The organism is Flavonifractor sp. An10, from assembly GCF_002161215.1.
GTDB classification, from domain to species: Bacteria; Bacillota; Clostridia; order Oscillospirales; family Oscillospiraceae; genus Flavonifractor; species Flavonifractor avistercoris.
On record NZ_NFMB01000004.1, the window covers coordinates 165,843 to 189,881 of the forward strand.

24 protein-coding genes, 1 tRNA gene and 1 pseudogene are annotated in these 24,039 nt (G+C 52.2%); 20 read left to right on the plus strand and 6 right to left on the minus strand.

All coding sequences use genetic code 11. The features are described from left to right. Positions 1 to 116 precede the first annotated feature (116 nt). The 6 genes from B5E42_RS08320 (at position 117) to B5E42_RS08345 (ending at position 4,211) form a co-directional block, all read left to right on the plus strand. Positions 117 to 740 carry a class I SAM-dependent methyltransferase gene (locus tag B5E42_RS08320; protein ID WP_087238574.1) on the plus strand — a complete coding sequence of 208 codons (624 nt, stop codon included), beginning with the start codon at positions 117 to 119 and terminating at the stop codon, positions 738 to 740. 64 nt (positions 741 to 804) lie between these two features. Beyond that, on the plus strand, positions 805 to 1,320 hold the full coding sequence (locus B5E42_RS08325) for a hypothetical protein (protein ID WP_087238576.1): 516 nt from the start codon (positions 805 to 807) through the stop codon (positions 1,318 to 1,320). A gap of 12 nt (positions 1,321 to 1,332) precedes the next feature. Then, on the plus strand, positions 1,333 to 2,148 hold the full coding sequence (locus B5E42_RS08330) for a methyltransferase domain-containing protein (protein WP_087238578.1): 816 nt from the start codon (positions 1,333 to 1,335) through the stop codon (positions 2,146 to 2,148). A gap of 14 nt (positions 2,149 to 2,162) precedes the next feature. Next, a complete protein-coding gene (locus tag B5E42_RS08335; protein ID WP_204244393.1) occupies positions 2,163 to 2,822 on the plus strand; it encodes an L-2-amino-thiazoline-4-carboxylic acid hydrolase in 660 nt (219 codons plus the stop codon). Positions 2,823 to 2,839: 17 nt separating this feature from the next. Further along, positions 2,840 to 3,331: a hypothetical protein gene (locus tag B5E42_RS08340; RefSeq protein ID WP_021661275.1), complete on the plus strand. Its 492-nt coding sequence runs from the start codon at positions 2,840 to 2,842 to the stop codon at positions 3,329 to 3,331. A 13-nt stretch (positions 3,332 to 3,344) separates the two neighbouring features. Further along, positions 3,345 to 4,211 carry an alpha/beta hydrolase gene (locus tag B5E42_RS08345; protein WP_087238580.1) on the plus strand — a complete coding sequence of 289 codons (867 nt, stop codon included), beginning with the start codon at positions 3,345 to 3,347 and terminating at the stop codon, positions 4,209 to 4,211. Positions 4,212 to 4,259: 48 nt separating this feature from the next. Here B5E42_RS08345 and B5E42_RS08350 read toward each other — a convergent pair whose 3' ends face one another. The 4 genes and pseudogenes from B5E42_RS08350 to B5E42_RS08365 all read right to left on the minus strand — a co-directional run bounded on the left by B5E42_RS08350 (position 4,260) and on the right by B5E42_RS08365 (position 7,593). Then, positions 4,260 to 4,595: a DUF6050 family protein gene (locus B5E42_RS08350; protein ID WP_087238582.1), complete on the minus strand. Its 336-nt coding sequence runs from the start codon at positions 4,593 to 4,595 to the stop codon at positions 4,260 to 4,262. Positions 4,596 to 4,688: 93 nt separating this feature from the next. Continuing rightward, positions 4,689 to 6,038, minus strand: a complete 1,350-nt coding sequence (locus tag B5E42_RS08355; RefSeq protein ID WP_087238585.1) for a relaxase/mobilization nuclease domain-containing protein — start codon at positions 6,036 to 6,038, stop codon at positions 4,689 to 4,691. Then, positions 5,999 to 6,329 (minus strand): annotated as a pseudogene (mobC, locus tag B5E42_RS08360) (plasmid mobilization relaxosome protein MobC). The gene B5E42_RS08355 and the pseudogene mobC overlap by 40 nt, the downstream one beginning before the upstream one ends. Before the next feature lie 304 nt (positions 6,330 to 6,633). Beyond that, positions 6,634 to 7,593 (minus strand): AraC family transcriptional regulator, encoded by a 960-nt coding sequence (locus B5E42_RS08365; RefSeq protein WP_087238587.1) that lies wholly within the window; start codon positions 7,591 to 7,593, stop codon positions 6,634 to 6,636. A 210-nt stretch (positions 7,594 to 7,803) separates the two neighbouring features. On the opposite strand from B5E42_RS08365, the gene B5E42_RS08370 reads away from it, so the two are divergent. The 8 genes from B5E42_RS08370 to B5E42_RS08405 all read left to right on the plus strand — a co-directional run bounded on the left by B5E42_RS08370 (position 7,804) and on the right by B5E42_RS08405 (position 16,836). After that, positions 7,804 to 9,579 (plus strand): ABC transporter ATP-binding protein, encoded by a 1,776-nt coding sequence (locus B5E42_RS08370; protein WP_087238589.1) that lies wholly within the window; start codon positions 7,804 to 7,806, stop codon positions 9,577 to 9,579. Next, positions 9,573 to 11,315, plus strand: a complete 1,743-nt coding sequence (locus B5E42_RS08375; protein ID WP_087238591.1) for an ABC transporter ATP-binding protein — start codon at positions 9,573 to 9,575, stop codon at positions 11,313 to 11,315. The genes B5E42_RS08370 and B5E42_RS08375 overlap by 7 nt, the downstream gene beginning before the upstream one ends. 88 nt (positions 11,316 to 11,403) lie before the next feature. Continuing rightward, entirely contained in the window at positions 11,404 to 12,345 is a 942-nt protein-coding gene (locus tag B5E42_RS08380; protein WP_162613938.1) for an ABC transporter permease, read from the plus strand. Continuing rightward, a complete protein-coding gene (locus B5E42_RS08385) occupies positions 12,335 to 13,159 on the plus strand; it encodes an ABC transporter permease subunit (protein WP_087238595.1) in 825 nt (274 codons plus the stop codon). The genes B5E42_RS08380 and B5E42_RS08385 overlap by 11 nt, the downstream gene beginning before the upstream one ends. Further along, complete coding sequence (locus B5E42_RS08390; protein ID WP_087238597.1) at positions 13,156 to 13,941, plus strand: ABC transporter ATP-binding protein; 786 nt, start codon at positions 13,156 to 13,158, stop codon at positions 13,939 to 13,941. The genes B5E42_RS08385 and B5E42_RS08390 overlap by 4 nt, the downstream gene beginning before the upstream one ends. Positions 13,942 to 13,945: 4 nt before the next feature. Further along, positions 13,946 to 14,704, plus strand: coding sequence for a dipeptide/oligopeptide/nickel ABC transporter ATP-binding protein (locus tag B5E42_RS08395; protein ID WP_087238599.1), 759 nt, complete (start codon positions 13,946 to 13,948; stop codon positions 14,702 to 14,704). Positions 14,705 to 14,766: 62 nt separating this feature from the next. Then, positions 14,767 to 16,422, plus strand: coding sequence for an ABC transporter substrate-binding protein (locus B5E42_RS08400; RefSeq protein ID WP_087238601.1), 1,656 nt, complete (start codon positions 14,767 to 14,769; stop codon positions 16,420 to 16,422). Positions 16,423 to 16,464: 42 nt separating this feature from the next. Continuing rightward, on the plus strand, positions 16,465 to 16,836 hold the full coding sequence (locus B5E42_RS08405; protein WP_087238604.1) for a metal-dependent transcriptional regulator: 372 nt from the start codon (positions 16,465 to 16,467) through the stop codon (positions 16,834 to 16,836). Positions 16,837 to 16,897: 61 nt separating this feature from the next. Here B5E42_RS08405 and B5E42_RS08410 read toward each other — a convergent pair whose 3' ends face one another. Beyond that, positions 16,898 to 17,227 (minus strand): helix-turn-helix transcriptional regulator, encoded by a 330-nt coding sequence (locus B5E42_RS08410; protein WP_087238606.1) that lies wholly within the window; start codon positions 17,225 to 17,227, stop codon positions 16,898 to 16,900. Between the two features lie 489 nt (positions 17,228 to 17,716). Here B5E42_RS08410 and B5E42_RS08415 point away from each other — a divergent pair, with 489 nt between their 5' ends. The 4 genes from B5E42_RS08415 to B5E42_RS08430 all read left to right on the plus strand — a co-directional run bounded on the left by B5E42_RS08415 (position 17,717) and on the right by B5E42_RS08430 (position 20,768). Continuing rightward, a complete protein-coding gene (locus B5E42_RS08415) occupies positions 17,717 to 18,142 on the plus strand; it encodes a sigma factor-like helix-turn-helix DNA-binding protein (RefSeq protein ID WP_242967065.1) in 426 nt (141 codons plus the stop codon). After that, a complete protein-coding gene (locus tag B5E42_RS08420) occupies positions 18,135 to 18,377 on the plus strand; it encodes a helix-turn-helix domain-containing protein (protein WP_087238610.1) in 243 nt (80 codons plus the stop codon). The genes B5E42_RS08415 and B5E42_RS08420 overlap by 8 nt, the downstream gene beginning before the upstream one ends. 403 nt (positions 18,378 to 18,780) lie before the next feature. Beyond that, entirely contained in the window at positions 18,781 to 18,960 is a 180-nt protein-coding gene (locus tag B5E42_RS08425) for a hypothetical protein (protein WP_087238612.1), read from the plus strand. 98 nt (positions 18,961 to 19,058) lie between these two features. Then, positions 19,059 to 20,768 carry a recombinase family protein gene (locus tag B5E42_RS08430; protein ID WP_087238614.1) on the plus strand — a complete coding sequence of 570 codons (1,710 nt, stop codon included), beginning with the start codon at positions 19,059 to 19,061 and terminating at the stop codon, positions 20,766 to 20,768. Positions 20,769 to 20,828: 60 nt separating this feature from the next. Here the strand turns inward: B5E42_RS08430 and B5E42_RS08435 are convergent. After that, positions 20,829 to 20,916: transfer RNA gene (locus B5E42_RS08435), tRNA-Leu, on the minus strand. A 254-nt stretch (positions 20,917 to 21,170) separates the two neighbouring features. Here B5E42_RS08435 and B5E42_RS08440 point away from each other — a divergent pair. Next, positions 21,171 to 21,731 carry a TetR/AcrR family transcriptional regulator gene (locus tag B5E42_RS08440; RefSeq protein ID WP_087238616.1) on the plus strand — a complete coding sequence of 187 codons (561 nt, stop codon included), beginning with the start codon at positions 21,171 to 21,173 and terminating at the stop codon, positions 21,729 to 21,731. A gap of 152 nt (positions 21,732 to 21,883) precedes the next feature. Further along, a complete protein-coding gene (locus tag B5E42_RS08445; protein WP_087238618.1) occupies positions 21,884 to 23,845 on the plus strand; it encodes an oleate hydratase in 1,962 nt (653 codons plus the stop codon). Positions 23,846 to 24,039: the final 194 nt, after the last annotated feature.

Genomic DNA, 24,039 nt, shown 5'->3' on the forward strand with positions numbered 1-24,039 from the left:
TTCCATAGCGCAAAATGGTCAGAGAACGCTCTTGTCTGTTGCGTTTCCGTGTAGGAAGATGTATAATGAACATAGTTAGTCTTTGCTAACCTAAATTTCAACTTCTGGAGGCAGTTATGGGGATATGGAAGGCTTTTTTCAATAATACCCGCAAGCCGGAAGGTTTGCTGGGCAAGTGTATGGTGGGCAGTATGAACCATGCCCATGCCGCCCTCGCGGATTGGGGCCTTAGTCATTTGCCGGAAACAGGTCCGGCCAAGATTGCGGAGCTGGGCTGCGGCGGCGGTCGGAATATTCGGGCGCTTCTGCGAAAATATCCGGCTGCAACTATTACTGCTCTGGATTATTCAGAAATATCCGTAGAAAAGGCTAAGAGGGTCAATCGTGAGGGTCTGCAAGCCGGCCGCTGCCAGATTTTGCAGGGAGATGTATCCCGCCTCCCCTTTGGGGATGGTTCGTTTGATCTGGCGACCGCATTTGAAACCGTATATTTCTGGCCTGGCCCGGTGGAGAGTTTCCGGGAGGTGTACCGCACCCTGCAACCGGGCGGCATTTTTTTAATCGTCAATGAGTCGGACGGGGAAAACTCCCAGGACAACAAATGGCTTTCTGTCATTGATGGGATGAGAATCTACAATGGAGACCAGCTTGCCCGTTTTCTCACCGAGGCTGGTTTTTCTAAGGTCATCATGGATAAAGACGCCAAAAAGCACTGGCTCTGTGCGCTGGCGATCCGGTAGAATACGGGGCAAATCCATAACAGAGAGTTCCTTATGAAAAACGCAGTAGGGCAGGAGAATTTCCATGAACTGGACGCGCACCATCCTGGACGGGCTTGCCATGGCGGCCTACTTTAACCTATTTGCCGCTACGGTGGCGCTGTATCAGCCCCGGCTGATGTTTCCCAGCTATCCGCCCGCCATCATCAAGGCGGCGAACAGTCCGCCTACCAGAGAGGAAAACCGTTTTTACTGGCTTTGGATCTGCTTTGGAGAGCTGCTGCCTCTCCTTCTTTATGGTGCGGTCAGCGCTGTGGAGGGCGGGACAACCGGATTCTGGCGTCTATCCCTGATGGGATACATCCAGTGGATGATGATCAACATAGGCGATCTTCTTTTTCTGGATGTGTGGCTGATCCAGAAAAAAGCGAAAGACCGTTTTGTGATCCCTGGTACAGAGGGACATCCCGGCTATGAGTTCACAGACTGGATGAAGGGCTATGCGCTGCCAGAGCACCTGCTCCAATGGCCGCTGCTGCTGTGCCCGCTCATGGCGGCGGCTCAGGCGGGATTGGGGCTGTTATTGCAAAAGATAGGATAGGAGATGGTTCAAATGAAACAACATCAAAAGCAACAAAAAATAATCCGACTCGGCACCCACGGCGAGGACTACGGAAGCTGGATGTCTAACCCGGTTTTTTACATGATCGGTGGGCTGTTGACCCTGTCGGCGGTGCTGGCAGCGCTATCCTTTTCCATGTTTCATATTGCCGCGCTCGGCATCCTGTTCTCTGTTGCCGCAGCGGCGCTGCTTGCCCTGCTGATCTGGTGTGCATGGATACGGAAACAGTACGCTTTCGGCGGCGGAGGAATGATGGAGCGGGTCCATCAGGTCGTCCTCTCCCATCTGGATTTTGACGGGCAGGGACAACTTCTGGAGGTTGGATGCGGCTCCGGCGCACTGAGCATACGGGCGGCTCTCACCTGGCCGGACGCCCAAATCACCGGCATGGACTATTGGGGTGTGGCCTACGGCTATGGTCAGGCCATGTGCGAGAAAAATGCCGAGAGCGAGGGCGTCGGCTTCAGGTGTGCGTTCCGGCACGGGGATGCCAACAAGCTGGATTTCCCTGATGAGAGTTTCGACGCCGTGGTGAGCAACTATGTCTACCACAATGTAATGGGTGCGGACAAGCAGGCTCTGCTGTTGGAGACCCTGCGGGTGCTGAAAAAGGGCGGCGTCTTTGCGCTCAACGATGACATGAAGCCAAAAATGTACGGGGACATGGATGCCTTTGTCCAAAAGCTGCGGGACATGGGCTATGAGGACGTGCGCCTCATCGACACGGCCACGGAGGTCTTCGGCTCCCGCCGGCGGGCGGGCATGATGATGCTGGGCGACTCCCGGATGCTGGTGGGGCGGAAGTAAGACGGAGGTTTGTCATGACCTATACATATTGTGAAAGGCTGATGTGGGCTGCCATCGCTCCTGCCGCATTTCGGTATCTGGCAAGGCAGGAGTTGGGATGGGATATTTCTGCGTTGAAGCAGCTCTCTAAGCAGATTTACCGGCAAATGGTATCCCGTACCCCGGATATTGGCTCCATGATGGAAAACCCGTTGCGGGTCTGCCTGACTGGTGGAATTCTATGGCTGTCTATCTATAAGGCGGCAGAAGAAAAAATGAGTGAAAAGTGCTTTGAGGGCATGGTAAGTGCCAGTATGCGTTCTCCTCTGGTTGTGACCGCCTTCCGGGGCAAAGCCAAGACTGCATTTACTTTGAAGGCTCAATATAAGCGAGCAGCGACTGCATCTTTGGCGGATGCAGATAGGAACCCCTTTCAGTGGAATGCCGAGGTCATCTTCGGCCGGGATGCAGAGGAATATACGATCCTTTACCACCAGTGCGGTCTGTGTGCCCTGGGCCGACAGGAGGGCCTTCCTCATCTGGTTCCCTATCTATGCGCTCTGGACACGATGTCCGTCGACTGGATGGGTGGGCGGCTCTACCGTACCAAAACGCTGGCTGCCGGCGGTGACTGCTGTGACTTTTATATCTGCAAAAAGGGTTCCCGTTGGGACAAAGAACGGCAGGGAAAATAGAAATCGGGAGATGGAAGATGGTTCAAATGCTGCTGGCAGAGGGTATGCTCCTGTGTTCCTTGTTTTGGGCTTTTTGCTGGCTGGGCACCGGGAGCGACGAGAAAAACATCCGTAATTTTTCTACTTACCCGGACGAGGTACAGAAGATTGTGAAAGCCCGCCCGGAGCTATCAGGAAATATTCGGCAGCGAGGTCCTGCGGCCATCTTCGCTGGAAATCTGCTTTTGTTTACTGCGCTCCTGTTTGCGATGGGGCTTCTCACCCGGCAGGAATATTTTGCAGGCAACTTTTTGAACACTCTGCTTTTAGGACAGGCGCTGAATCTGTTTGATTTTTTGGTGATCGACCTGCTTTGGTGGCGGCACACAAAACGGGTGCGGTTTTCCGGCACCGAGGAAAGTCCGGAATTATATGCGGACCCCCGCAAACACTTTTACGCTTTCCTGCGGGGAGTTCTTCTGTTTTTGGCTGTTGCTTTAATCAACGGGTATCTGCTCACCTGGATCTGAAAGGAGGAGTTCCATGACACTTGCAGAATTTCGCCGGGTTTATCCAACCGCTGCCTTCACGGTCAGCAGCGGGAAACTCTTTACCTATCGCTACTATCAAAATCCCCAGGCCAAAGCCACGCTGGTCCTGCTCACGGGCGGCATTGGGCTGTCCGACCTGTTTTATAAGCACTTTGCCCGGTTCGCCAGGGATTTTTCGGTGCTGACCTTTGACTATCAGCTCCAGTTCGGGGACAACGGCGAGTTTGCCGATGCCGTGGCTGAACTACTCCGCCACCTGAAGGAAAAGGTCTGGCTGGTGGGACAGTCCCTGGGCGGCGTAGTGGCCCAGGTCATCGCCTCCCGCCACCCGGAAGTGGTGGAGGGGCTGGTCCTCTCCAACACCTGCTCGCTGTCCGGCAACATGAGCAAGGCCGGGTATCAGGATCTGATGAAGATAATCGAAAGCCAGCGGAAGTTCAAAAAATGGCTTGCCTTCCTGCCGTTTCCGCTCATCAAGCGGATGATGAGATGGGCGGTGATGAAAAAGAAAACCGATGGCTTTACAGCCCAGGAAAAGGCCGCTATGGAGGAACTGTGCGGCGCTATGATGGAACTGCTCACCAAGCCCTATGAACAGCACATGATTGACTTTCTCTGTGACGCAGAACACTACTTTGGCATGACCCGCAATGATTTTGCCCCGTGGGAGGGGCGGGTGCTGCTGATTTTGTCCGAGGACGACACCACCTTCACCCCGGCCTGCCGGGAGGACCTGATCGCCCTGATGCCAAGTCCCACGGTGGTCACCGACCTGACCGGCGGCCACCTGGCGCTGATGGTGCGGCTGGAACAGTATGCGGATCTGGTAACAAAATTTATTCTGGAGCGGACACCATGAGGAGAGCCGGCTGGTCAATGCCAGCCGGCTCTCTATCATTTGTCCATCTCAATATCCCACGATCAGGCGGTAGATGGTGAGGGGCACATACCACGCCGCCACCAGCAGACGCCACACCAGGACGAAGCCCCCGATGAGGCCGCCGATGATGAAGTTCAGCACGAACAGCGCGGCGCCGCCGCCCAGGGAGCCGCCGCCCGGCACGATCCAGACGCACATCCGATGGATGCCGAAGGGCAGGCCGCAGAGTATCCAGAGCCAGAGGAGATCCAGCTCTCCATTCCTGATGCAGGCGGATTTGAAAATGCAGTACAGCAGCCCGGCGATGGCGACGGGCAAAACTGCCTTCTTGAAAAATTCCTTGATGGTTTCGGTTCTCGTCATTGGCGGCACCTCCATTCCTGCCTCCATTATACCGGGAAAATCTGACCGCGCCCAGGGGCTTTTGAAAAGCCTGGTAAAGGCGCACAACCTCCGCTATTCCAGCTCGTTATTTCGCTGCCTCTGCGGTTCGGCCTCCCTCGGCTTTTCCAGTAGGGCCTCCACATTCTGACGGAGGGTGTCATACTGCCGTTCCTCCCGCTGGGCCTTTCTATATTCCGATTGCAGGGCGGCTTTCCTGGCGGTGAGCTCGTCCATCTCGGCCCGGAGCCGCTGGGTGGCAGGCAGGGGTACGGCGTCCAGGCGTTTCAGTTCTCTTGCCGCCGCCTCAAACAGGATGATCTCCCCCTCATGCCCCCGGAGGAATTTTTCCTTGTCCCTGGACTGGCGATATTGGTCATACAGGGGACGGAGCTGGCGGTAGGTGGCGGCGTGCTTCATGGTGAGGGTCAGCCGCTCCATTTCCTTCTCCGTTGCCCGGAGATCCGCCTTCACCCTGGCGGTGGCGGCCGCCGCCCCGTCGCACCGCTCGGACAGATCCTCCAAACTTCCAATACCATGCTCCGTCAGGAAGTTCAGCGTTTCCGCCGCCCGCTTCAAATTCTCGATAGTCGCCCAATGCTTGTAGCCGGCGCTCTGCTGGGCTTTGAGATTGTTCTGGATGTCGATGAGCAGGCTGGGCTTCCCGGTGCGCTGCTGCGGCTGGCGGGAGGGGCTGGGCCTTCCGGCCATCCGGGCGGTCAGGGCCTCCTCGGCATAATCGGCGCCCAGGGTTTTCAATCGGGTGAACCGTTCCTGGCCCGGAGCCCTGGCGGATATGTACTTGCCCCGTTTCAGTTCGTACCCTTCCCGCTGAAGGCGGCGGAGCAGGTCCTCCAGGTCAGAGCAGCCGGGCAGGAGCCGGTCAATGGCGGCACGCAGCTTCGCCTTGTAGCTGGTGCCGTTCTGTTCCGCCTGATGCTCAATGTAGCTCTTGCCCTTGTCCCGGCCGGGGACGATGACGGACAGGCCATGTTCTTTGCAGATCCGGTCACTGGTGCGGCGGATGAAGTGATAGCTCCGCTTATTGGAGTGATAGTGCTTGTGATCCTGGAAACTGACCGCATTGAAAATCAGGTGGTTATGGACGTGATCCCTGTCTATGTGGGTGGTGAGGACAAACTCATATTTTCCGCCCAGGACCTCCCGCGCCAGCTCCATGCCGATGCGGTGGGCCTCCTCCGGCGTGACCTCCCCAGGCTCAAACGCCTGGATGAGATGCCGGCCCAGGTTCGTGCCCTTGTCGATGGCATGGCGGCGGGTCCATGCAAATTCAATATCGGCGGTCTCCACGGTGCAGCCGAAGGAGGACACCAGCAGCTTCCCGTCCGTCTTGTCTGGATTGCAGATATAGTCGATGGCCGCTTTCAGCGTTGACTTAATAGGATGCGTCTTTGTAACTGCCATATCTGCTCCAATCTCTCCAGGATCTCCTCCATATCGGCTTGATAGGTTGGGCCGCCGGCGTTCACCCTCTTGGCGATTTGATTGATGTTCCGGCCGATGGAGCCCAGGGCCTTTGTCATCTCCTTGATGTCGGTGGTGTCCACCTGAATGATATACCCGTCAATCGCCATCTTCCGCAGATATGCCCCATACCGCTTTGTGGGGAGCTGCGCCATCTTCTCGTCGATGAGCCGCTTCTCCCTCCTCCGTCACCCAGAACTTCATCTGGATGTTCCGCTTTCTGTTTACCATTCCGCTTCGCCTCCGTTTCTTATAAGGGTCTGGGACTATCCCAGCAAGCAATTTTCGTGTTTAGGGGCAGGGGGTTCCCTAAAGCCAAAAATCGCAAGCGGGTACTCGCTTGCTGTGCTTGCTATCGTAACTCTATCCTCGTATTCTCCCTCTACTAATACTACAATTCTTGTGCTTCCAAATGGCAGAAGGGAAATAAAATAATTCAAAAAAGCTGTTGCAGGTCAGATAACTCTGCAACAGCTTAACTTTACTTTGATAAAGGAACATAAATCCGACATTTTCAAATCGTTGAACGGAATACTTATAGTTCTCCCGGTGTAATTCCATATCTTTTCCTAAACGCCTCTATGAAGTGACTTGTATTGCTGTAACCTACCATCCATACAACGTCTTTCACCTTGTATCTCTCTTTCTGCAACAGCCTATAAGCCATCTCCATACGTTTTTCCACGATATATTCATAGACGGTGCAGTTAAAGCAGGTTTTGAATCCCTGCTTTAATTTTGTTTCGCTCAAAAAACACTCCTGCGCGATCTGCTGGATGGTAAGGGGATGGAGAAAATGATGGTCGATCATTTCCCTTGCATTCTGTAGGCAACGATGATCTTCTCTTGAGATTTCTTTATCCCCACTCTGTTTCCCAACGACTTCATCGCAGAACAGGGACAAAAGTTCCAAAACTTTCCCTTCCAAGTATATTTTCCTCAATTTCCGTTCTGGAGGGCAATCGACAAGATGTTGCAGCACCAATCGAATCTCGGATGTAGTAGGAAACACATGAGAACAGATTTTCTGTTCCGGGCAAATCAAATGGACTGTTTCTAACTGTTCTGTCAATTCTGCAAACCGATTTCTTTCCATAACAATGCCAAGGGTGCGATATGTTTCTCCCGGCTTATAGTAGCTGGAGCACTTGGAAAAGCGCCCACACTGAAGGCTACACTCTGTGGGTGAAATCTCATAATGTCCACCTTTACCCGTTTCAAAATTCCACTCCATACAACCATTCAGGCAAAAGGAAAGCTGAAGGACTCCACTTTCGGGATATTCTTCACGTAGTTCTGTCTCCCGGTTGAATGTCATCTCCGAGTGGAGCAAAAACAGCCCTGGAGACAGTTCCTGCGTATCTACACGCTGGCTTGCACCCTTTCTGCATCGTCCCGAGCCTTTTTCGGGCAATGCGGATGCTTTTTCCCAGACACTTTCTGAGATTGGAAGGTCGTGCTGTATGCAAATCGGCGTATGTACAGTTGAAGGCATGTCATGCGCCTCCTTTCATCTTTACGGGTTAGCAATGTCTAACCGCCTTTAATATTACCATAGCGAATGCAAAAAATCAAGGTGCGAGAATAATCCGCCGGATTGGGGTATGGAATTGCCGGCTTCGGTTACAAAAGCGAAAAAGGGCCTGATAAACTAAGTGTGTATCTGAATGTGTGTAATCCTCTAAAGAAAGCCAGGTGAAACGATATGAAGAAAGAGAAAGTGAAGCGTGAATCTCCCTACAAAGGGATTTTCCGCTTTACCAGTGCAAAAAAGCAGCAACTAACATTTTCCGTTATTCTGTCTGTTCTATCTTCTATATTCGGAATTGTTCCATATATTGCGGTAGCGGTGTTGCTTCAATTTGCTTTGGAAAGCAAACTGACGATGGAATGGGCGGTGCTGCTTCCTGTAATTGCCCTGTGCGGATTTTTCTTAAAACATTGGCTCTATGCCAAATCTACCTTGTGCTCCCACAAAGTGGCCTATGAAATTATTAAAAATATCCGTGTTGCTGTTATGCGAAAGATGTCCAGAGTATCTATGGGTACGGTACAGAGTAAATCTTCCGGTGAATTTAAGCAGCTTATCATGGACGATGCAGATCGTTTGGAAGTACCTATTGCCCATGCGATTCCTGAGATGATCGCAAGCACACTGGTACCTGTCCTTGTCATTTTATATCTGCTTTTGATTGATTGGCGCATGGCTCTGGCGGCTCTTGCCACCGGCGTTATTGGCAATGTGATTTATTACTGTATGCTGATTGGCCGGGGCGAAATGATGAAGGAGTACATGGCTTCCAATGCCAATATGAATGCCACGATAGTGGAATATGTGAACGGTATGGAGGTCATCAAAGCGTTTAACCAAACGGCCTCATCCATGGATCAGTTTCAGTCCTCCGTTTTGAAAGTACGGGATGTAACAACAAAATGGTATAGACACTGCTGGCCTTTTATGAGTATCAGTCAGGCCGTTTTACCGTCCTCTATCGCTTTTGTCCTGCCGGTTGGCATGGCGCTTTTTTCTGGCGGTGCAGTTAGCCTATCCGAACTCATTTTGTGCATTTTGCTTTCTATGGCTATTGTAGGTTCCTTACAGACCTTTTTGGATTTCTGGGAAAGTACTGCTGTTGTTGCAGAGGTACAACCCCGTATCCAAGCGCTTCTTGATATGGAGGAACTGCCAGAGCCGACACAGCCAAAACATAGTACTGGAGCGAATGTGGAGCTGAAAGATGTTCATTTTGGATATGGAGACAGTGAGGTCATTCATGGCGTTTCCTTTGCAGCAAAGGCGGGAACGGTCACAGCTTTGGTAGGGCCATCCGGTTCAGGCAAATCTACGCTTGCCAAGCTGATCGCCCGTTTCTGGGATGTCGATGCAGGTGCGGTTTTGGTAGGCGGCACAGATGTCCGGGAACTTTCCCTTTCCGATTTGACAGAGAAAATCAGTTTTGTATCTCAGGACAATTTCTTATTTAATATGAGCTTGCGTGACAACATTCGCATTGGAAAACCGGACGCTACTGACAAGGAAGTGGAGTGGGCGGCTGCGCAGGCTGGATGTGACGAATTTATTGCACGTTTCCCCAAAGGTTACGATACGAATGCCGGTGACGCCGGGGCAAGGCTTTCCGGTGGTGAGCGCCAGCGTCTTGCCATAGCAAGGGCAATCTTGAAAAATGCACCTATTGTGATTCTGGACGAGGCTACTGCCTTCACAGACCCGGAAAATGAAGATAAATTGCAGCATTCCATTGATAAGCTGACAAAAGGTAAAACACTGATCGTTATCGCCCACAGGCTTTCTACTGTCATGTATGCAGATCAGATTTTGGTTCTTGAAGATGGTCAGATTACTTCACGAGGCACACATGAGCAGCTTCTTACCAGTTCGGAAACCTACTTGGATATGTGGAAAGCTCATATCAGCACAATGGACTGGAGTATGAATCAGGAGGTGAGCGAATCATGCTGAAAATCATCCGTCGCGTATTGCGTTTGAGCGGCAACCTATCAAAACGAATTTGGGGCAGCTTTTTCTGCGGCTTTTTGGAATCCATGTTTGGCCTTCTGCCAATCGTTGCCGTATTTTTCGTATTAAACCAATTACAAAGTGGCCTTGAAATTACCGGCCAGACTTGGGGTATCGTTCTTACCCTGATTATAGGAGGACTTGTGCTGCGCAGCATTTTCAAATATCTCGTGTATCGCCTGCAAAGTACCGCAGGATTTGAATTTGTGGCACGGGAACGAATCTCCTTGGGCGACCGGCTCCGCAATGTACCGATGGGCTTTTTTCACGACCACAGCATGGGCGAGCTGACCGCCACCATGACCTCTGACCTGAATTATCTGGAGAACTACTCCATGCATATTCTGGACAAAGTGACATCTGGCGTTTTGACCATGATTGTTATGGCGATTTGCGTTCTGACCTTCGACTGGCGCATTGGAATTGTATTCCTGCTGGGGATTTTTCTCTCTTTCCCGGTCTACAACCATATGCAGAAAAAGGGAAAGGATCTGTCCGAAAAACGGCAAACAATTCAGGCGGATGCGATTGCGGCCACTCTGGAATATGTGCAGGGGATTTCGGTGGTTAAATCCTTTAATATGTGTGAAAAGAATGTCAGTGAGATTGAAAACGCTTACGAAAAAAATGCGGATTCTGCCTATGAAGTAGAAAGCGTGTTTACACCGCTGAACATGAGCTACTCTTTGGTGTTTCGCATTTGCGCCTGCATTATGATGTTCTGTGCAGGGCTCTTGGCTATTGGCGGTGAACTCACCTTTGCAAGACTTTCCGTTATTCTGCTTGCCTCGTTTACCATCTTCAATCCCCTTGAGGTCATGGGACAGATGACTACGTTAATTCGTATGCTGGATTCCACGCTTGACCGGGTAGAACGTATCAAGCAGGCAAAGAGAATTGATGAAAATGGCAAAGACATCTCTTTGGATTCCTTTGATATTGCCTTTGACCATGTTTCCTTTGCCTATGAAAATGGTAATCCGATTTTGAATGACGTGAGTTTTTCCATTCCGCAGGGAAGCATGACTGCGATTGTCGGTCCTTCTGGCAGCGGAAAAACTACGATTACGCGACTGATTGCCAGGTTTTGGGATATACAGGACGGCAGCATTACTGTTGGCGGCCACGATGTCAAAGAGTTTACCTGCGACAGCCTATTAAAGAATATGAGCATGGTGTTTCAGAATGTCTATCTATTCCGCGATACCATCGAGAATAATATCAAGTTCGGATTCCCGGAAGCAACACATGAACAAGTTGTGGAGGCCGCGAAAAAAGCCTGTTGCCATGATTTTATCACAGCGCTTCCAGACGGATACAATACGGTCATCGGAGAAGGCGGCTCTACTTTATCCGGCGGTGAAAAGCAACGAATCTCTATCGCGCGTGCCATGCTAAAAGATGCACCGATTATCTTACTTGATGAAGCTACTGCCAGTGTTGATCCCGAAAATGAAGTGCATTTGCAGCAGGCCATCAGCGCCTTAGTAAAAAACAAAACGCTGATTGTTATTGCCCACCGGCTGTCTACCATCCGGGATGCCGATCAGATTTTAGTGGTGGATAACGGAAAAATCGCACAAAAAGGTGTTCATGCCGATTTGATTCAGCAAAAAGGAATCTATCAAAACTTCTGGAATATCCGGCAGAAAGCACGGAACTGGAAACTTGCACAGTGATTTGTGGACTGCGGCGGGCAATATGCCGCCTGCCGCAGTAATCTTTACAGCATGGTTAGCTTGGATTAACCGGGAAAGGAGGGAAAAGATGAAATCTTATTGGATAAAACGGATTGTACGGTTGCTGATTTTGCTTTTGGGCGTAAGTGTTCTGTGTTTTGTTCTGACTGCGCTATCCAGCACAGATCCAGCCGTTTATATTATACGCCGTGGCAATCTCTCTCCCACACCGGAAATGATAGCGCAGGTACGCACAGAGCTTGGCTTGGATCAGCCTCTCCCTGTTCGATATTTTAACTGGATTGGCGGGATCTTTCACGGTGACTTCGGAGAATCTGTTTTTTCAACAAACGAAGTGGCGGAAGATTTGGCGAGATATTTCCCGCAAACACTGCAATTAGTTGTCCTTTCACTGGCTGAAATTATTGTGTTTTCCATATTGCTTGGGGTTTTATGCGCAGCAAAAAAGAATAAGCTAACTGACCATATTATGCGGATTATTTCGCTGTTTGGGATTTGTATTCCACCTTTTTGGCTTGGTTTTTTACTATTGCTTGGCTTTGCTGTGGAAATCCCTATTTTCAGTGTAACACCTGCACCGGGAATCGTAGGGTTGATATTACCATCCATCACACTATCCTTTCCTGTAATTTGCTCTACTGTCCGCGTATTTCGGGCTTCGTTGCTGGAGGAAATGCACCGTGATTATGTAAGCTACGCCCGTGCCAATGGAATGACGGTGAACAGAATACTTTGGACAAAAGCGTTACGCAATGCATTGCCGCCCGTTATCACTTTGTTCTGTCAATATGTAAGCTATTTAATTGCGGGAAGCGCCGTAGTTGAAAAAGTCTTTTCCATCAAAGGCGTAGGCAATTATTTAATGAATTGTATTATGGCCGCTGATGCCAATGCGATAGGCGCTTGTATGCTGATTATTGCAACGCTGTATCTTTTGGCTGAATTATTTGGAGAAATACTCAACCGTTTACTGTGTCCGTGGAGAAAGGAGGAGAGCGATGTTGCGTAAAATATTGAAAAATCCGCAAGCGGTCATTGGGCTTGTTTTGATTGTATTGATTTGCGCCATCGCAATCCTCGCACCGATTCTGGCTCCACATTCGCCGGACGAGGTAAATCCTTTGATGAAATATCAAGCGCCGAGTGCGAATTATCCCCTCGGAACCGATCAGCTTGGGCGGTGTGAATTATCCCGCTTGCTTTACGGTGCAAGAGCATCCCTTGGGCTGGCGCTCCCTATTTTGATTTTGCTGGGAGGAATTGGTTTAGTTCTTGGGATGATGACAGCGTGTATCGGCGGGGTATTTGACCGCATTATGACGGGAATCAGTCAGGTGTTCATCGCTTTCCCCACGCTCATTATCGCCGTAGCGATTATCGGCGTTTTGGGAAATGGCCTGCAAAATATTATTTGGGCGGTTGTCATTTCCATGTGGGCGAGGTTTATGCAGCTTATTCGCACCTACGCTAAAACGGAACTCGGACGGGATTACATTGTCGCCGCAAGAGTGTCTGGCTGCGGGATGTGGCAGCTTATCATCCACCATTTAATTCCCAATATACTTCCTCAATTTTTGGTGTATTTTTCAACAGGCGTAGCTTCTGCTATCCTCACTGTTTCCAGCTTTTCGTTCCTCGGCCTTGGGCTACCAAGCGGAACAGCTGAATGGGGCGCAATGCTGGAAGAAGCACAGGCGGCACTATATTCCCACCCGGAACTGCTTATTTACCCTGGTATCTGCATTTTCATCGCCGCCGTAGGCTTCAATTTGTTTGGAGAGGCACTTCGAGACATTCTCCAGCCACAGGAGGATGTGTTATGAGTAAAAAACTGTTGCAGGTAGAACAACTTAGTATTGCTCTTAAAAATCCACATCAGCAATTAATCAGAGATATTAACATTTCGCTGGAGGAAGCAAGCGCAGCTATCCTTTTGGGCCAGTCGGGAAGTGGGAAAACCATGACCTGCCGGGCAATTCTGGGCCTGCTTAATCGTAATACTTTTCAAGTGGATGGTAACATCCAGTTTGATGGAGTATCGCTTTTACAGTTAAAGGAAAAAGAACGCACACTTTACTATGGCAGCAAAATTGCTTTTGTGCCGCAAAACCCAATGACATCCCTTGATCCTTCCAGAAAAATCGGCGTTCAAATGGCTGGATTTCTCAAACTTCATCAAGATCTGAAGGGAAAAGACGCGCTTTCTCTTTATGAACAGGCATTATCACGGGCAGGTCTTACAGACACCAAAAGGATTTTAGGCAGCAGACCGTATCAGCTTTCGGGAGGTATGCTCCAGCGCTGTCTCATTGCTCTTGCGATTGCCGGTAAAGCAAAACTGGTAATCGCAGATGAACCGACTACCGCTTTAGACGCGATTCACAGGGACAAAGCAGTTGAGCAATTTTTGCATCTACAGGAGCAAGGCTGCGCCCTTTTGATTGTGACCCATGATTTTGACGTTGCCCGGCATATCGGTGGCCATGTCCTGATTATGAAGGAAGGCCGGATGGTGGAACAAGGCCGAGCTAAAGAGGTTTTGCAAAATCCGCAGGCTGCCTATACGAGAGAACTGATCGAGGCAATCCATTTAGGGTGGAGGTGAGTGTGTGCTGGAGGTGAAAAATGTAAGTAAGCAATACAAAGGTGAGGATAAACTGCTGTTTGACGCAGTTTCCGATGTGAGCCTGTCTATGGCGGATCACAGGATCTATGCTTTGGTAGGTGAAAGCGGCTGTGGGAAGAGCACTTTGTCACGACTGATTTTGGGATTGGAATCCCCTTCATCCGGGCAAATCCTACTGGATGGTAAACCGATTTCCCGTAAAAGAAAAAACAACCGGAAAGAAACAGCGAAAGCAATTCAGCTTGTTTTACAGGATGGAAAAAGCGCGCTTGATCCGCATTTTACGGTTTATCAGGTGATTGCCGAACCATTGCGAAATCTGCTGGCCTTACCGAAGGATAAGGAACGGTCAAGAGTTTATGAATTGCTTGACCGCATGGAACTGTCCAAAGAATCGGCAGCAAAGAAAACAGGGGAATTATCCGGCGGGCAGCAAAAGCGCATAGGTATCGCCCGTGCTCTGGCTGCGTCCCCGCGCTACATCGTCTTTGACGAATCCATCAGCGGTTTAGATGTCATCTTGCGAAAAAACATTTTAGAATTGCTAAAAAGAATTCAGGAGGAAGAACAATGCAGTTATCTTTTCATTACCCATGAAATTGACGCCGCGCTTTACCTTGCGGACGAGATTCATGTTATGCAAAATGGGAAACTGATTGAAAGCCGCAGGTGGTGCGGAAATCTGGATGTATTCAAAAATCCATATACCAAACAGCTTTTGCAGGCTTCCCACTTGATTTAAAACAGGTATATACGCTCCTAAAGGGCGTGATATATACAAAAAAACGAAAGGACGGTAATGTTATGAAACTAAAGTCACTTGCAGCACTGATGATGGCCGGTGTTATGGCTCTCGGCCTTTGTGCTTGCACAAACAGCGGAACGCCGGATGATTCCTCGACTTCTGACACTTCGGAGGCAGCAAATGCAGAACCGGTAAGCATTACAACAACAGAAAGCTGGGATTTTTCCACAGGTTTTTATCCCGCGCTATCTGCGGGCAGTTCCAATGGAACGATGGGATTTACCTATTATGCCCGTAACTGCTATGATACGCTTGTTGTTCGTGAAGGCAGTGAATTTAAGGGCGGGCTTGCCGAAACATGGGATATCAGCGACGATGGCCTGACCTACACTTTCCATCTCAAAGAAGGCGTAAAGTTTTCGGATGGTGCCGACTTCAATGCGGAGGCGGTAAAGACCAGTATTGAAGCAGCTTTTTCCAATATGGGACAGAGTATTGCCCAGTTTGGCAAGATCGGTGTTCTTACGGAATCCATCGAAGTAATCGACGAGTATACTGTCGCATTGCACCTGACAACACCGTATTACGGCGTTTTAAGTGACCTTGCCATGTGCAATCCAATGGGAATCGTATCGCCCAATGCGTTCAATGAGGATTTGACCACCAAAGAAGAACTGATGACCCAGACAATGGGAACCGGCCCCTACATGTACGCCGGGGACAGTGACGGAACCTCTTATACCTTTGTCCGTAATCCGAACTATTGGGGAGAAGATCCTGATGTGGACGAGTTTACCGTAAAGGTAATCGCTGATCCGGAATCTGCTGTTCTTGCGCTTCAAAGCGGCGAAGTAGATTTGCTTGCCGGTACATCCCGCTTGAGTTTTGCAGGGTTTTCCGAGCTTTCCTCTGCGGATGGAATTGGGACGACAGTGGACGACAGTGTTTCAAATAGCCGTTTTATTGGTTTCAACACACAGAAAGCCCCATTTAACGATGCGGCTGTTCGTCAGGCAGTTGCCTATGCGATTGATAAAGAAACTATCAGTTCCAATGTTTTCTCTGGACTGGAAACAGCATCGACCTATCTGCTTGATACATCCCTGCCGTATTGCGATGTAGAAACTACTACCTATAGCTATGATCCTGAAAAGGCCGCAGAACTTCTGGAAAGTGCCGGTTGGGTAGACAGCGATGGAGATGGGATTCGAGAAAAAGATGGTACAAAATTGAGCGTCACGTTGGACTATATCACCAATCAAGGAACGCTGGATGATGCTGCCCTTGTCATTGCGCAGGAATTGGGCGAAGTAGGCTTTGAAGTAACGCCACGCGGTGCAGACAATATGACTTGGTTTACACAGGTTTCCACCGATTTTGATTTCTCGCTCCACACAACCTACGGTGGCTACTATGACCCGTTCCTCACCATGACAAATATGAACCCTGAGATGATGTCCGACCCGATTTTGTGGCAGGTTGCTTTGACGATGGAAAATGGCACAAACATCATAAAGGAATTGGACAGCACCGCCGATCTGGATCGTGTGCAGGAAATCTATAACGAGGTGCTGACCTTTACAGCAGATCAGGCCGTACTGGTTCCGTTTACTTCGGCTCATCAGTATGCGGCATTTAACAGCGACAAGATTGAATCTTTCAGCTTCGGCAGTGACCAGCTTTTCATTGAGATTGCCAATGTAAAGGCAAAATAACGGTAGCTAATACCCAAAATACTCTGGATGGGAGGTGTGCCAATGGCTTTGACATCAGCAATGGAGGACTATCTGGAGGCAGTCTTGATGATGCAGAAAAGACATGGTTATGTCCGCTGTGTGGATGTGGCAGAGCATTTAGGAGTAAAAAAGCCCTCTGTAAGCCGGGCTGTCAAGGAATTGTCCAAATCCGGGCATCTTGTAAAAAATGCTGACGGCACACTCTCCCTGACAGAATTGGGATTGCAGTTTGCCGAACAGATTTATGAAAAGCACCTGTTTTTCACCCAGCAGTTGCTTGAAGTAGGAATTTCCCCCGAGTTAGCTGAACTTGATGCGTGCCGGATGGAGCATGTCATCAGCCAGGAGTCCTTCGAGCATCTGAAAAATGCTTACAAAACAAAAGAAGAATAAACTGCCCGCATAGCAAACGGGTGAAACAGTAACGCGGCCGGGCACATCGAACCCGACCGCGTTACTCACCTTTCTGGAAGGCTTCCGCCTGTTTGCAGAGCGCGATAAATTTTTCGATCTCTGCTTCACTTTTCCCGGCAAAGAAGTCTACGACTGTTTTCGAGACTGTCTGATTTACCATTTCCGGGAAGATGGCGGCGTCCACGCTGATATTCAGTTCTTTGGCGACAAGGACCACCGTTTCAAATTTCGGATTACTCTGGCAGGTCTCCAAATCTATGATCGTGCGGGAGTTCATACCGAGGCGTTCAGCTAACTGCTTCTGCGTTAGATGCTGGCGCTTCCGTTCTGACCGCACCTTCCATGCAAATAGATCCAGCGGATTGTTCACTACACATCACCTCTACATCATTGTAGAGTGTGCTTCCGCTCATATAAATAACATTAGAACTCATATAAAGCGAGTTATAACTCATATTCTGGAGTAAAGGGAGATATGGATGAGAACGCCAACATAAAGGAGGTCAAAATAAGGCGGGGTTCACCGTTTGTACGGCGGACACCCATGCCACTACAAAAAATATTCCAATAACACAGCAGCGAGCCATGCTCATGAAAGTGAGTTATGGCTCGCTTTTTATATACTGTTGCTCACATCTCGCAAAACCCGTCTCTTTGAGTGCCTGGGCGTAGGCTGCCGCTCCCCGCCCCGTTTCGTTCCGGCCTGTCAACCTGAACGAAACGAAAGGAGCCAATTATGAGCGGCAAAAAATTTTTTCAGATAGATCCAGAAAACCGGCCAAACCGGACCACTCGTGAACGAGTAGTGAGCGAAAGGGGAAGAAAAGAACTGCCTCCCGGCACGAAGGGAGGTGAGAACTTGAAACCTGACCGCCACTACGAGCACAAGCAGTACGCCTTTGACAGCTACTGCAAGAAGGTGCTGAAATGCGAGGCGTTCAACGGCTATCGCCAGATCAGCCGCCGCCAGAAGCGTTTCACATCTTTGGAAGAACTGTCCGAGGCAGAAATGGCCCAGCTTGCGGTATATGACCGCTACCCGTGGGAATACACGACCTTCCCTGTGGGAGGGGCCGTGATCCTGATCGAGGACGACGGGCTGGCCGAGGCGCTTCTGGGGCTGTCCCAGGAGGACCGGGAAATCTTTATGATGCACTGGTTCCTGCGGATGACCGATGAACAGATCGCCAGGTACATGGATATGGCCCGCCGGACGGTCAACACCCGCAGGCATAAAGCCTATCGGCTGCTGAAGGAGCTGATGGGAGGTGAAGCGGATGAGTAAATCTGCACGCACGCGGGCATCGCTGATCCCTTACCCGGTGATCGCCGCCGCTGTGGGAGGAGACCCCGAAGCGGTGAGCCGGGTAGTCCGGCATTACTCCGGCTACATCGCCGCGCTGTCTACACGGACGAGCTATGGCCCTGACAGCTATCCCCGTCCCCAGGTGGACGAAGATCTGCGCGGTCGGCTGGAAGCAAAGCTGATTATCTCCATCCTGGATTTTGACCTGAGCTGATCCAGGGCCGGGCGCTGTGTGTTCCCCTTTCCACACGGCGTCCCTTTATAGCTCCTTGACAAAGAAAGCCCGGCGGGAGGCCTCCGGCGCAGTATAAGGCAGACGGATACGATCTGTCTGTGTGGAGCCGGTCGGCCGGTGCGCCAAGATCCTGTTGCAAGTCCGCAGGACGGGACCCCTACCAAACAGGAGAGCGACAAAACCGGGCCGTAAAACAGGTGTGGCAGCCTGTGGGCGAGGACGCGCAGGCAGGATAATGAGACTCGCGCATTGGACGCCCGCAAAGCATCGTGCGCCGCACCCATCAGTATGGGCCGGGGTGAAATTCCCGTGGAGCTGTGCCAGCAGCCATCCGTTTTCTGCCTCTTTCGTATTGATCTTTCTTGCGAAAGGGGGTCATTTTATGCAAGAAAAAACTATTGCCGGTAAGCCCGGCTCTTCCAAGAAATCGTTAGATGAAAAGACGACCTATCGCTTCGGCAATAGGTCGTTTGTCGTTGAACCCGTTTTTCGGCAAGATGGCCCGGATACCCTGGGCAGCATCCTTCTGCGGCTGATGAAGTCCGAGAGCGAGGCAAAGTAAATCTCCCGGACCCGGCTGACAGGGACAGCGGATGGCGGTATAATGAACATAGACAAGTTATATTTGCTATTCGGCTGTCCCGGAGGAAGGAGGACTGAATGAGACAGTCGAACAACCGCAAATCCCGTGCTGTAACCGCATTCCTCTATGAGCGGCTTTCCCGCGATGACAACCTGGAGGGCGAGAGTTACAGCATCGGAAATCAAAAGAAACTGCTGACCAAGGTGGCGAAGGAAAAAGGTTACACCAATCTGGTCCACTTCCTGGATGACGGCATCTCCGGCGTCACGATGGACCGCCCCGGTTTCAACGACATGATGGAACAGCTTGCCGCCGGCAAGGCCGCCGCCGTGTTTGTGAAGGATCTGTCCCGGCTGGGCCGCAACTACATTGAGGTGGGGCGGCTGACCGAGGAGTTTTTCCCGGAGCACGACATTCGCTTGGTAGCGGTCTCGGATAACATCGACACCGCTGAGGGTGAGAACGAGCTGGCGCCCATCCGCAATCTGTTCAATGAGTGGTACGCCCGTGACATCAGCAAGAAGCGCCGGATCAGCAATAAGATCAAGGGCAATGCGGGCGAGCCGATGGGGCAACCTCCCTACGGCTATATCAAGGACCCTGACAATCCCAAACGGTGGATCGTGGATGAGGAGGCCGCCCAGGTGGTTCGTCGGATTTATCGTATGACCTTGGATGGTTATGGAACAGAGCAGATTGCAGCAAGTCTTGAACAAGACGGTATCCTGACGCCCCGCGCCTACTGGCTCAAAAAAGGCATTAAACGGCCCGGCAAAGGAAAGGAGCAGGCTCCGACAAAGTGGAACAGCTCCAGTGTTACCAAAATACTGTCTTTGCAAGAGTATTGCGGCGACATCCTTAATTTCAAAACCTACTCCAAGTCGTACAAGAACAAAAAGCGAATTGAAAATGACCGGGAGAACTGGGTTATCTTTAAGGACGTCCACGAACCTATCATTGAGCGGGCGGTCTTTGAGCAGGTCCAGCAGAAGCGCGGCAAGATCCGCAAGCGCCGTACCCACGAAGGGGAACGCAATATGTTTTCCGGCCTGCTGGTCTGCGCTGATTGCGGACACAACCTACACTTTCATTTCAATCAGGGCAACCCCGACATCAAGTATTTCAACTGCTCCAACTACAAGGGCAACCGTGGGACCTGTACTTCTACCCATTATATCCGTGTGGACTTCCTGGAGCAGGTGGTGTTAGGCGAGATCCGGAGGCTAACTAAATTTTCCAGTCAGTTTGAGGATGAGTTTGTGAAGGCTGTGATCGGCCATTCCCAGCAGGCAGAGGCCACCGACCGAAAGCTGAAGGAGAAAGAGCTGAAAGCCCTGCAAGCCCGCGATGAGGAGCTGGACGGCCTGTTCGAGAGGATCTATGAGGATAATGTTTCCGGCAAACTCTCGGATGACCGTTTCGCCAGAATGTCGAGGCGGTATGAGGAGGAGCAGAAGGAATTGGCGGAGAAGATCAAGGCGCTCCGCGCCGAGATCGACAAGCAGAACAGCCAGTCCATGACCACGGATATGTTCATCTCCCTGGTCCGCAAATACACCCGCGCCCGCAAGCTGACGCCCCGGATGCTGAACGAGCTCATCGAGAAGATTGAGGTATTCAACGCCGAGAAGGTAGACGGGGTGTGGGAGCAGCGGCTCCGTATCCACTACAACTGCGTGGGCGCCATCGAGATCCCCGACCTCATCCCGCTGCCCGCCCCGGAGGTGTCCGTAAACACAAGAAAGGGCGTAGTCGTCAACTACGCCCCATCCACCATCGCCGGATGAAATTAACAAAAAAAGACGAGTGTTCTTACAGCATTTCAAATGCTATAAGAACACTCGCCATGGTGCGCGAGGCGGGACTTGAACCCGCACGTGCGTAATGCACACTAGAACCTGAATCTAGCGAGTCTGCCAATTCCACCACTCGCGCAGCTTGGCGCAATCATCAGCGCGAGGAATATGATATCACACGATATATGGATTGTCAACTCTTTTTTGCTCAAAAGGGGAATAATTTTGCAGCCAGCCTGATCAAGGCAGAAAAAAGGGGGGAGGGAAGATCCCGCGGCAGGCGCAGAAAGCGGGCCCGTGCCGCTTCCGGCAGAGAAGGCCTTTGCGGATCCTGCTATTTCAGGTATAATGGGGTCAGGAAAGGGACTCAGGGAGCAACAGGAGGATCATTTCATGACGAACACCACCAAGCAGGCCCTGGAGGCATCGCTCAAGCACATGCTGCTGAAAAAGCCTCTGGACAAGATCACCATCCGGGACATCACCGAGGACTGCGGCATCAGCCGCATGGCGTTTTACTACCATTTCAAGGACATCTACGATCTGGTGGAGTGGGCCTGTATTGAGGACGCCTCCCGGGCCCTCCAGGGAAAAAAGACCTACGAGACCTGGCAGGAGGGGCTTTTGCAGATCTTCGAGGCGGTGCTGGAAAACAAGCCCTTCATCCTCAACGCCTGTCGCTGCATCAGCCGGGAGCAGATGGAGCGCTTCCTCTATCACCTGACCTACGGGCTGATCCGGGGGGTGGTGGACGAGCAGAGCCGGGGTGCAGCGATCTCCGAGGAGGAGCGGGCATTTATCGCGGAGTTTTACAAGTACAGCTTTGTGGGGCTGATGCTGGACTGGATCCGCCAGGGGATGAGTGCCGATTACCGGCAGCTTGTGGAAAAGATCAGCACCACCATGCGGGGGAATATCGCCAACTCCATCCGAAATTTTGCGGCCGGCGGCTGAACCGGTCTCTTTACAAAACCGGCCCGGTGATCAAAATCTGATCACCGGGCCGGTTTTGTAAATGGAAGCGCCGGCGGAACCCGGTTAGAATAGGGCCGAAACAAAGGATGAGCCGCCCCCGGGCGGCAGCATTCGGAAAGGTGGCCTGATTCATGGCAAAAAGTATGGAGAAGCTGGCGGCAGCGGCCGTCGGACTGGCGGCCGCGAGCGCGGCCGGCATGGCAGTAAAGAAGCACGCCGGAGGCAGAAAGGCGGCGCCCGATGCCGCCCCCAGCTCCTACCGGAATACAGAGCTGGGGAAGCAGCGGAAAAACCGCAGGGGTATCTATTACTCCAGCGGCAACTACGAGGCATTTGCCCGGCCTGAGAAGCCGGCGGGCGTGGAGGAAAAGAGCGCCTACATCGTGGGCAGCGGCCTGGCGGCCCTGGCGGCGGCGTGCTTCCTGGTGCGGGACGGGCAGATGCCCGGCTCCCACATCCACATCCTGGAGGCCATGGATCTGGCCGGCGGCGCCTGCGACGGCATCTGTGATCCCAGCCGGGGCTACATCATGCGGGGCGGTCGGGAGATGGAGGATCACTTCGAGTGCCTGTGGGATCTGTTCCGCTCCATCCCCTCCCTGGAGAAGCCGGGCGCCTCGGTGCTGGACGAGTTCTACTGGCTCAACAAGCGCGATCCCAACTACTCCCTGTGCCGGGCCACGGTGAACCGGGGCCGGGACGCCCGCACCGACGGGAAATTCAACCTGAGCCAGAAGGGCTGCATGGAGATCATGAAGCTCTTTATGACCCCCGACGAGGATCTGTACGACAAGACCATTGAGGACGTCTTTGACGACGAGGTGTTCTCCTCCACCTTCTGGCTGTACTGGCGAACCATGTTCGCCTTTGAGAACTGGCACAGCGCCCTGGAGATGAAGCTCTACTTCCAGCGTTTTCTCCACCACATTGCCGGCCTGCCCGACTTCAGCGCCCTGAAGTTTACCCGGTATAACCAGTATGAGTCCCTGATCCTCCCCATGCAGAAGTACCTGGAGGACGCGGGGGTGGATTTCCGGTTCAACACCGAGGTCACCAATGTGATCTTCGACAAGAAGGACGGCAGAAAGACCGCCACCGCCATCGAGTGCCGGGTGGACGGCGTGGAGCAGGGCATTGTCCTCACGGAGAATGATCTGGTGTTTGTCACCAACGGCTCCTGCACCGAGGGAACCATCTACGGCGACCAGGATCACGCCCCCAACGGGGACGCGGAGGTGCGCACCAGCGGGTGCTGGAGCCTGTGGAAGAACATCGCCAGGCAGGATCCCGCCTTCGGCCGGCCGGAGAAGTTCTGCGGCCAGATTGACAAGACCAGCTGGGAGTCGGCCACCATCACCACCCTGGACGACCGGATCCTCCCCTATATCACCAGCATCTGCCAGCGGGATCCCCGCACCGGGAAGGTGGTCACCGGCGGCATCGTCAGCTGCCAGGACTCCAAGTGGCTGCTGAGCTGGACGATCAACCGCCAGGGACAGTTCAGGGAGCAGGCGCCGGAGCAGGTGTGCGTCTGGGTATACGGCCTGTTCACCGACGTGCCCGGGGACTATGTGAAAAAGCCCATGCGGGAATGCACCGGAAAGGAGATCACCCAGGAGTGGCTCTACCACATCGGGGTGCCGCTGGAGCAGATCCCGGAGCTGGCGGAGCACAGCGCCGTGTGCGTGCCCACGATGATGCCCTACATTACCGCCTTCTTCATGCCCCGGGCGGCCGGCGACCGGCCCGCCGTGATCCCGGACGGATGCGTGAACTTCGCCTTCCTGGGGCAGTTCGCCGACACCCCCCGGGACACCGTGTTCACCACCGAGTACTCGGTTCGCACCGCCATGGAGGCGGTCTACGGCCTGCTGGGGGTGGATCGGGGCGTGCCCGAGGTGTGGGGCAGCGTGTACGACATCCGGGAGCTGCTGCACAGCTCCGTCTGCCTGATGGATGGCAAATCGCCCCTGGACATCGGCCTGCCCGGGCCGCTGGAGCTGCTGAAAAAGCCTCTGCTGAAGGGAATCCGGGGCACGGTTGTGGAGAAGCTGCTGCGGGAGCAGGGCGTCCTCCGGGACGGGATGCGGTAAACCCGCCTCCCGTCCGCCCTGGGAAAGCCCTTGTCCCGCGCTTGGGCGGGACAAGGCTCTGCCGATTATAACCTCATGCCCTCTCCGCCCGATTCCATTCTGAGAGAAGACGCTCCGCGGCGCCGGTTTGACAGGCCGCCGGTTCTCTGATAGAATGGCTTGTAAGATCTGAATCTGACTTCAGGTCAAGACTT

Coding starts and splice junctions, on each gene's coding strand:
- B5E42_RS08430 (WP_087238614.1), top strand. CDS start 19,059: ATGAGACAGTCGAACAACCGCAAATCCCGTGCTGTAACCGCATTCCTC.
- B5E42_RS08365 (WP_087238587.1), bottom strand. CDS start 7,593: ATGCCTTCAACTGTACATACGCCGATTTGCATACAGCACGACCTTCCA.
- B5E42_RS08440 (WP_087238616.1), top strand. CDS start 21,171: ATGACGAACACCACCAAGCAGGCCCTGGAGGCATCGCTCAAGCACATG.
- B5E42_RS08425 (WP_087238612.1), top strand. CDS start 18,781: ATGCAAGAAAAAACTATTGCCGGTAAGCCCGGCTCTTCCAAGAAATCG.
- B5E42_RS08375 (WP_087238591.1), top strand. CDS start 9,573: ATGCTGAAAATCATCCGTCGCGTATTGCGTTTGAGCGGCAACCTATCA.
- B5E42_RS08335 (WP_204244393.1), top strand. CDS start 2,163: ATGACCTATACATATTGTGAAAGGCTGATGTGGGCTGCCATCGCTCCT.
- B5E42_RS08445 (WP_087238618.1), top strand. CDS start 21,884: ATGGCAAAAAGTATGGAGAAGCTGGCGGCAGCGGCCGTCGGACTGGCG.
- B5E42_RS08370 (WP_087238589.1), top strand. CDS start 7,804: ATGAAGAAAGAGAAAGTGAAGCGTGAATCTCCCTACAAAGGGATTTTC.
- B5E42_RS08325 (WP_087238576.1), top strand. CDS start 805: ATGAACTGGACGCGCACCATCCTGGACGGGCTTGCCATGGCGGCCTAC.
- B5E42_RS08390 (WP_087238597.1), top strand. CDS start 13,156: ATGAGTAAAAAACTGTTGCAGGTAGAACAACTTAGTATTGCTCTTAAA.
- B5E42_RS08400 (WP_087238601.1), top strand. CDS start 14,767: ATGAAACTAAAGTCACTTGCAGCACTGATGATGGCCGGTGTTATGGCT.
- B5E42_RS08330 (WP_087238578.1), top strand. CDS start 1,333: ATGAAACAACATCAAAAGCAACAAAAAATAATCCGACTCGGCACCCAC.
- B5E42_RS08320 (WP_087238574.1), top strand. CDS start 117: ATGGGGATATGGAAGGCTTTTTTCAATAATACCCGCAAGCCGGAAGGT.
- B5E42_RS08340 (WP_021661275.1), top strand. CDS start 2,840: ATGGTTCAAATGCTGCTGGCAGAGGGTATGCTCCTGTGTTCCTTGTTT.
- B5E42_RS08350 (WP_087238582.1), bottom strand. CDS start 4,595: ATGACGAGAACCGAAACCATCAAGGAATTTTTCAAGAAGGCAGTTTTG.
- B5E42_RS08385 (WP_087238595.1), top strand. CDS start 12,335: ATGTTGCGTAAAATATTGAAAAATCCGCAAGCGGTCATTGGGCTTGTT.
- B5E42_RS08380 (WP_162613938.1), top strand. CDS start 11,404: ATGAAATCTTATTGGATAAAACGGATTGTACGGTTGCTGATTTTGCTT.
- B5E42_RS08420 (WP_087238610.1), top strand. CDS start 18,135: ATGAGTAAATCTGCACGCACGCGGGCATCGCTGATCCCTTACCCGGTG.
- B5E42_RS08345 (WP_087238580.1), top strand. CDS start 3,345: ATGACACTTGCAGAATTTCGCCGGGTTTATCCAACCGCTGCCTTCACG.
- B5E42_RS08355 (WP_087238585.1), bottom strand. CDS start 6,038: ATGGCAGTTACAAAGACGCATCCTATTAAGTCAACGCTGAAAGCGGCC.
- B5E42_RS08405 (WP_087238604.1), top strand. CDS start 16,465: ATGGCTTTGACATCAGCAATGGAGGACTATCTGGAGGCAGTCTTGATG.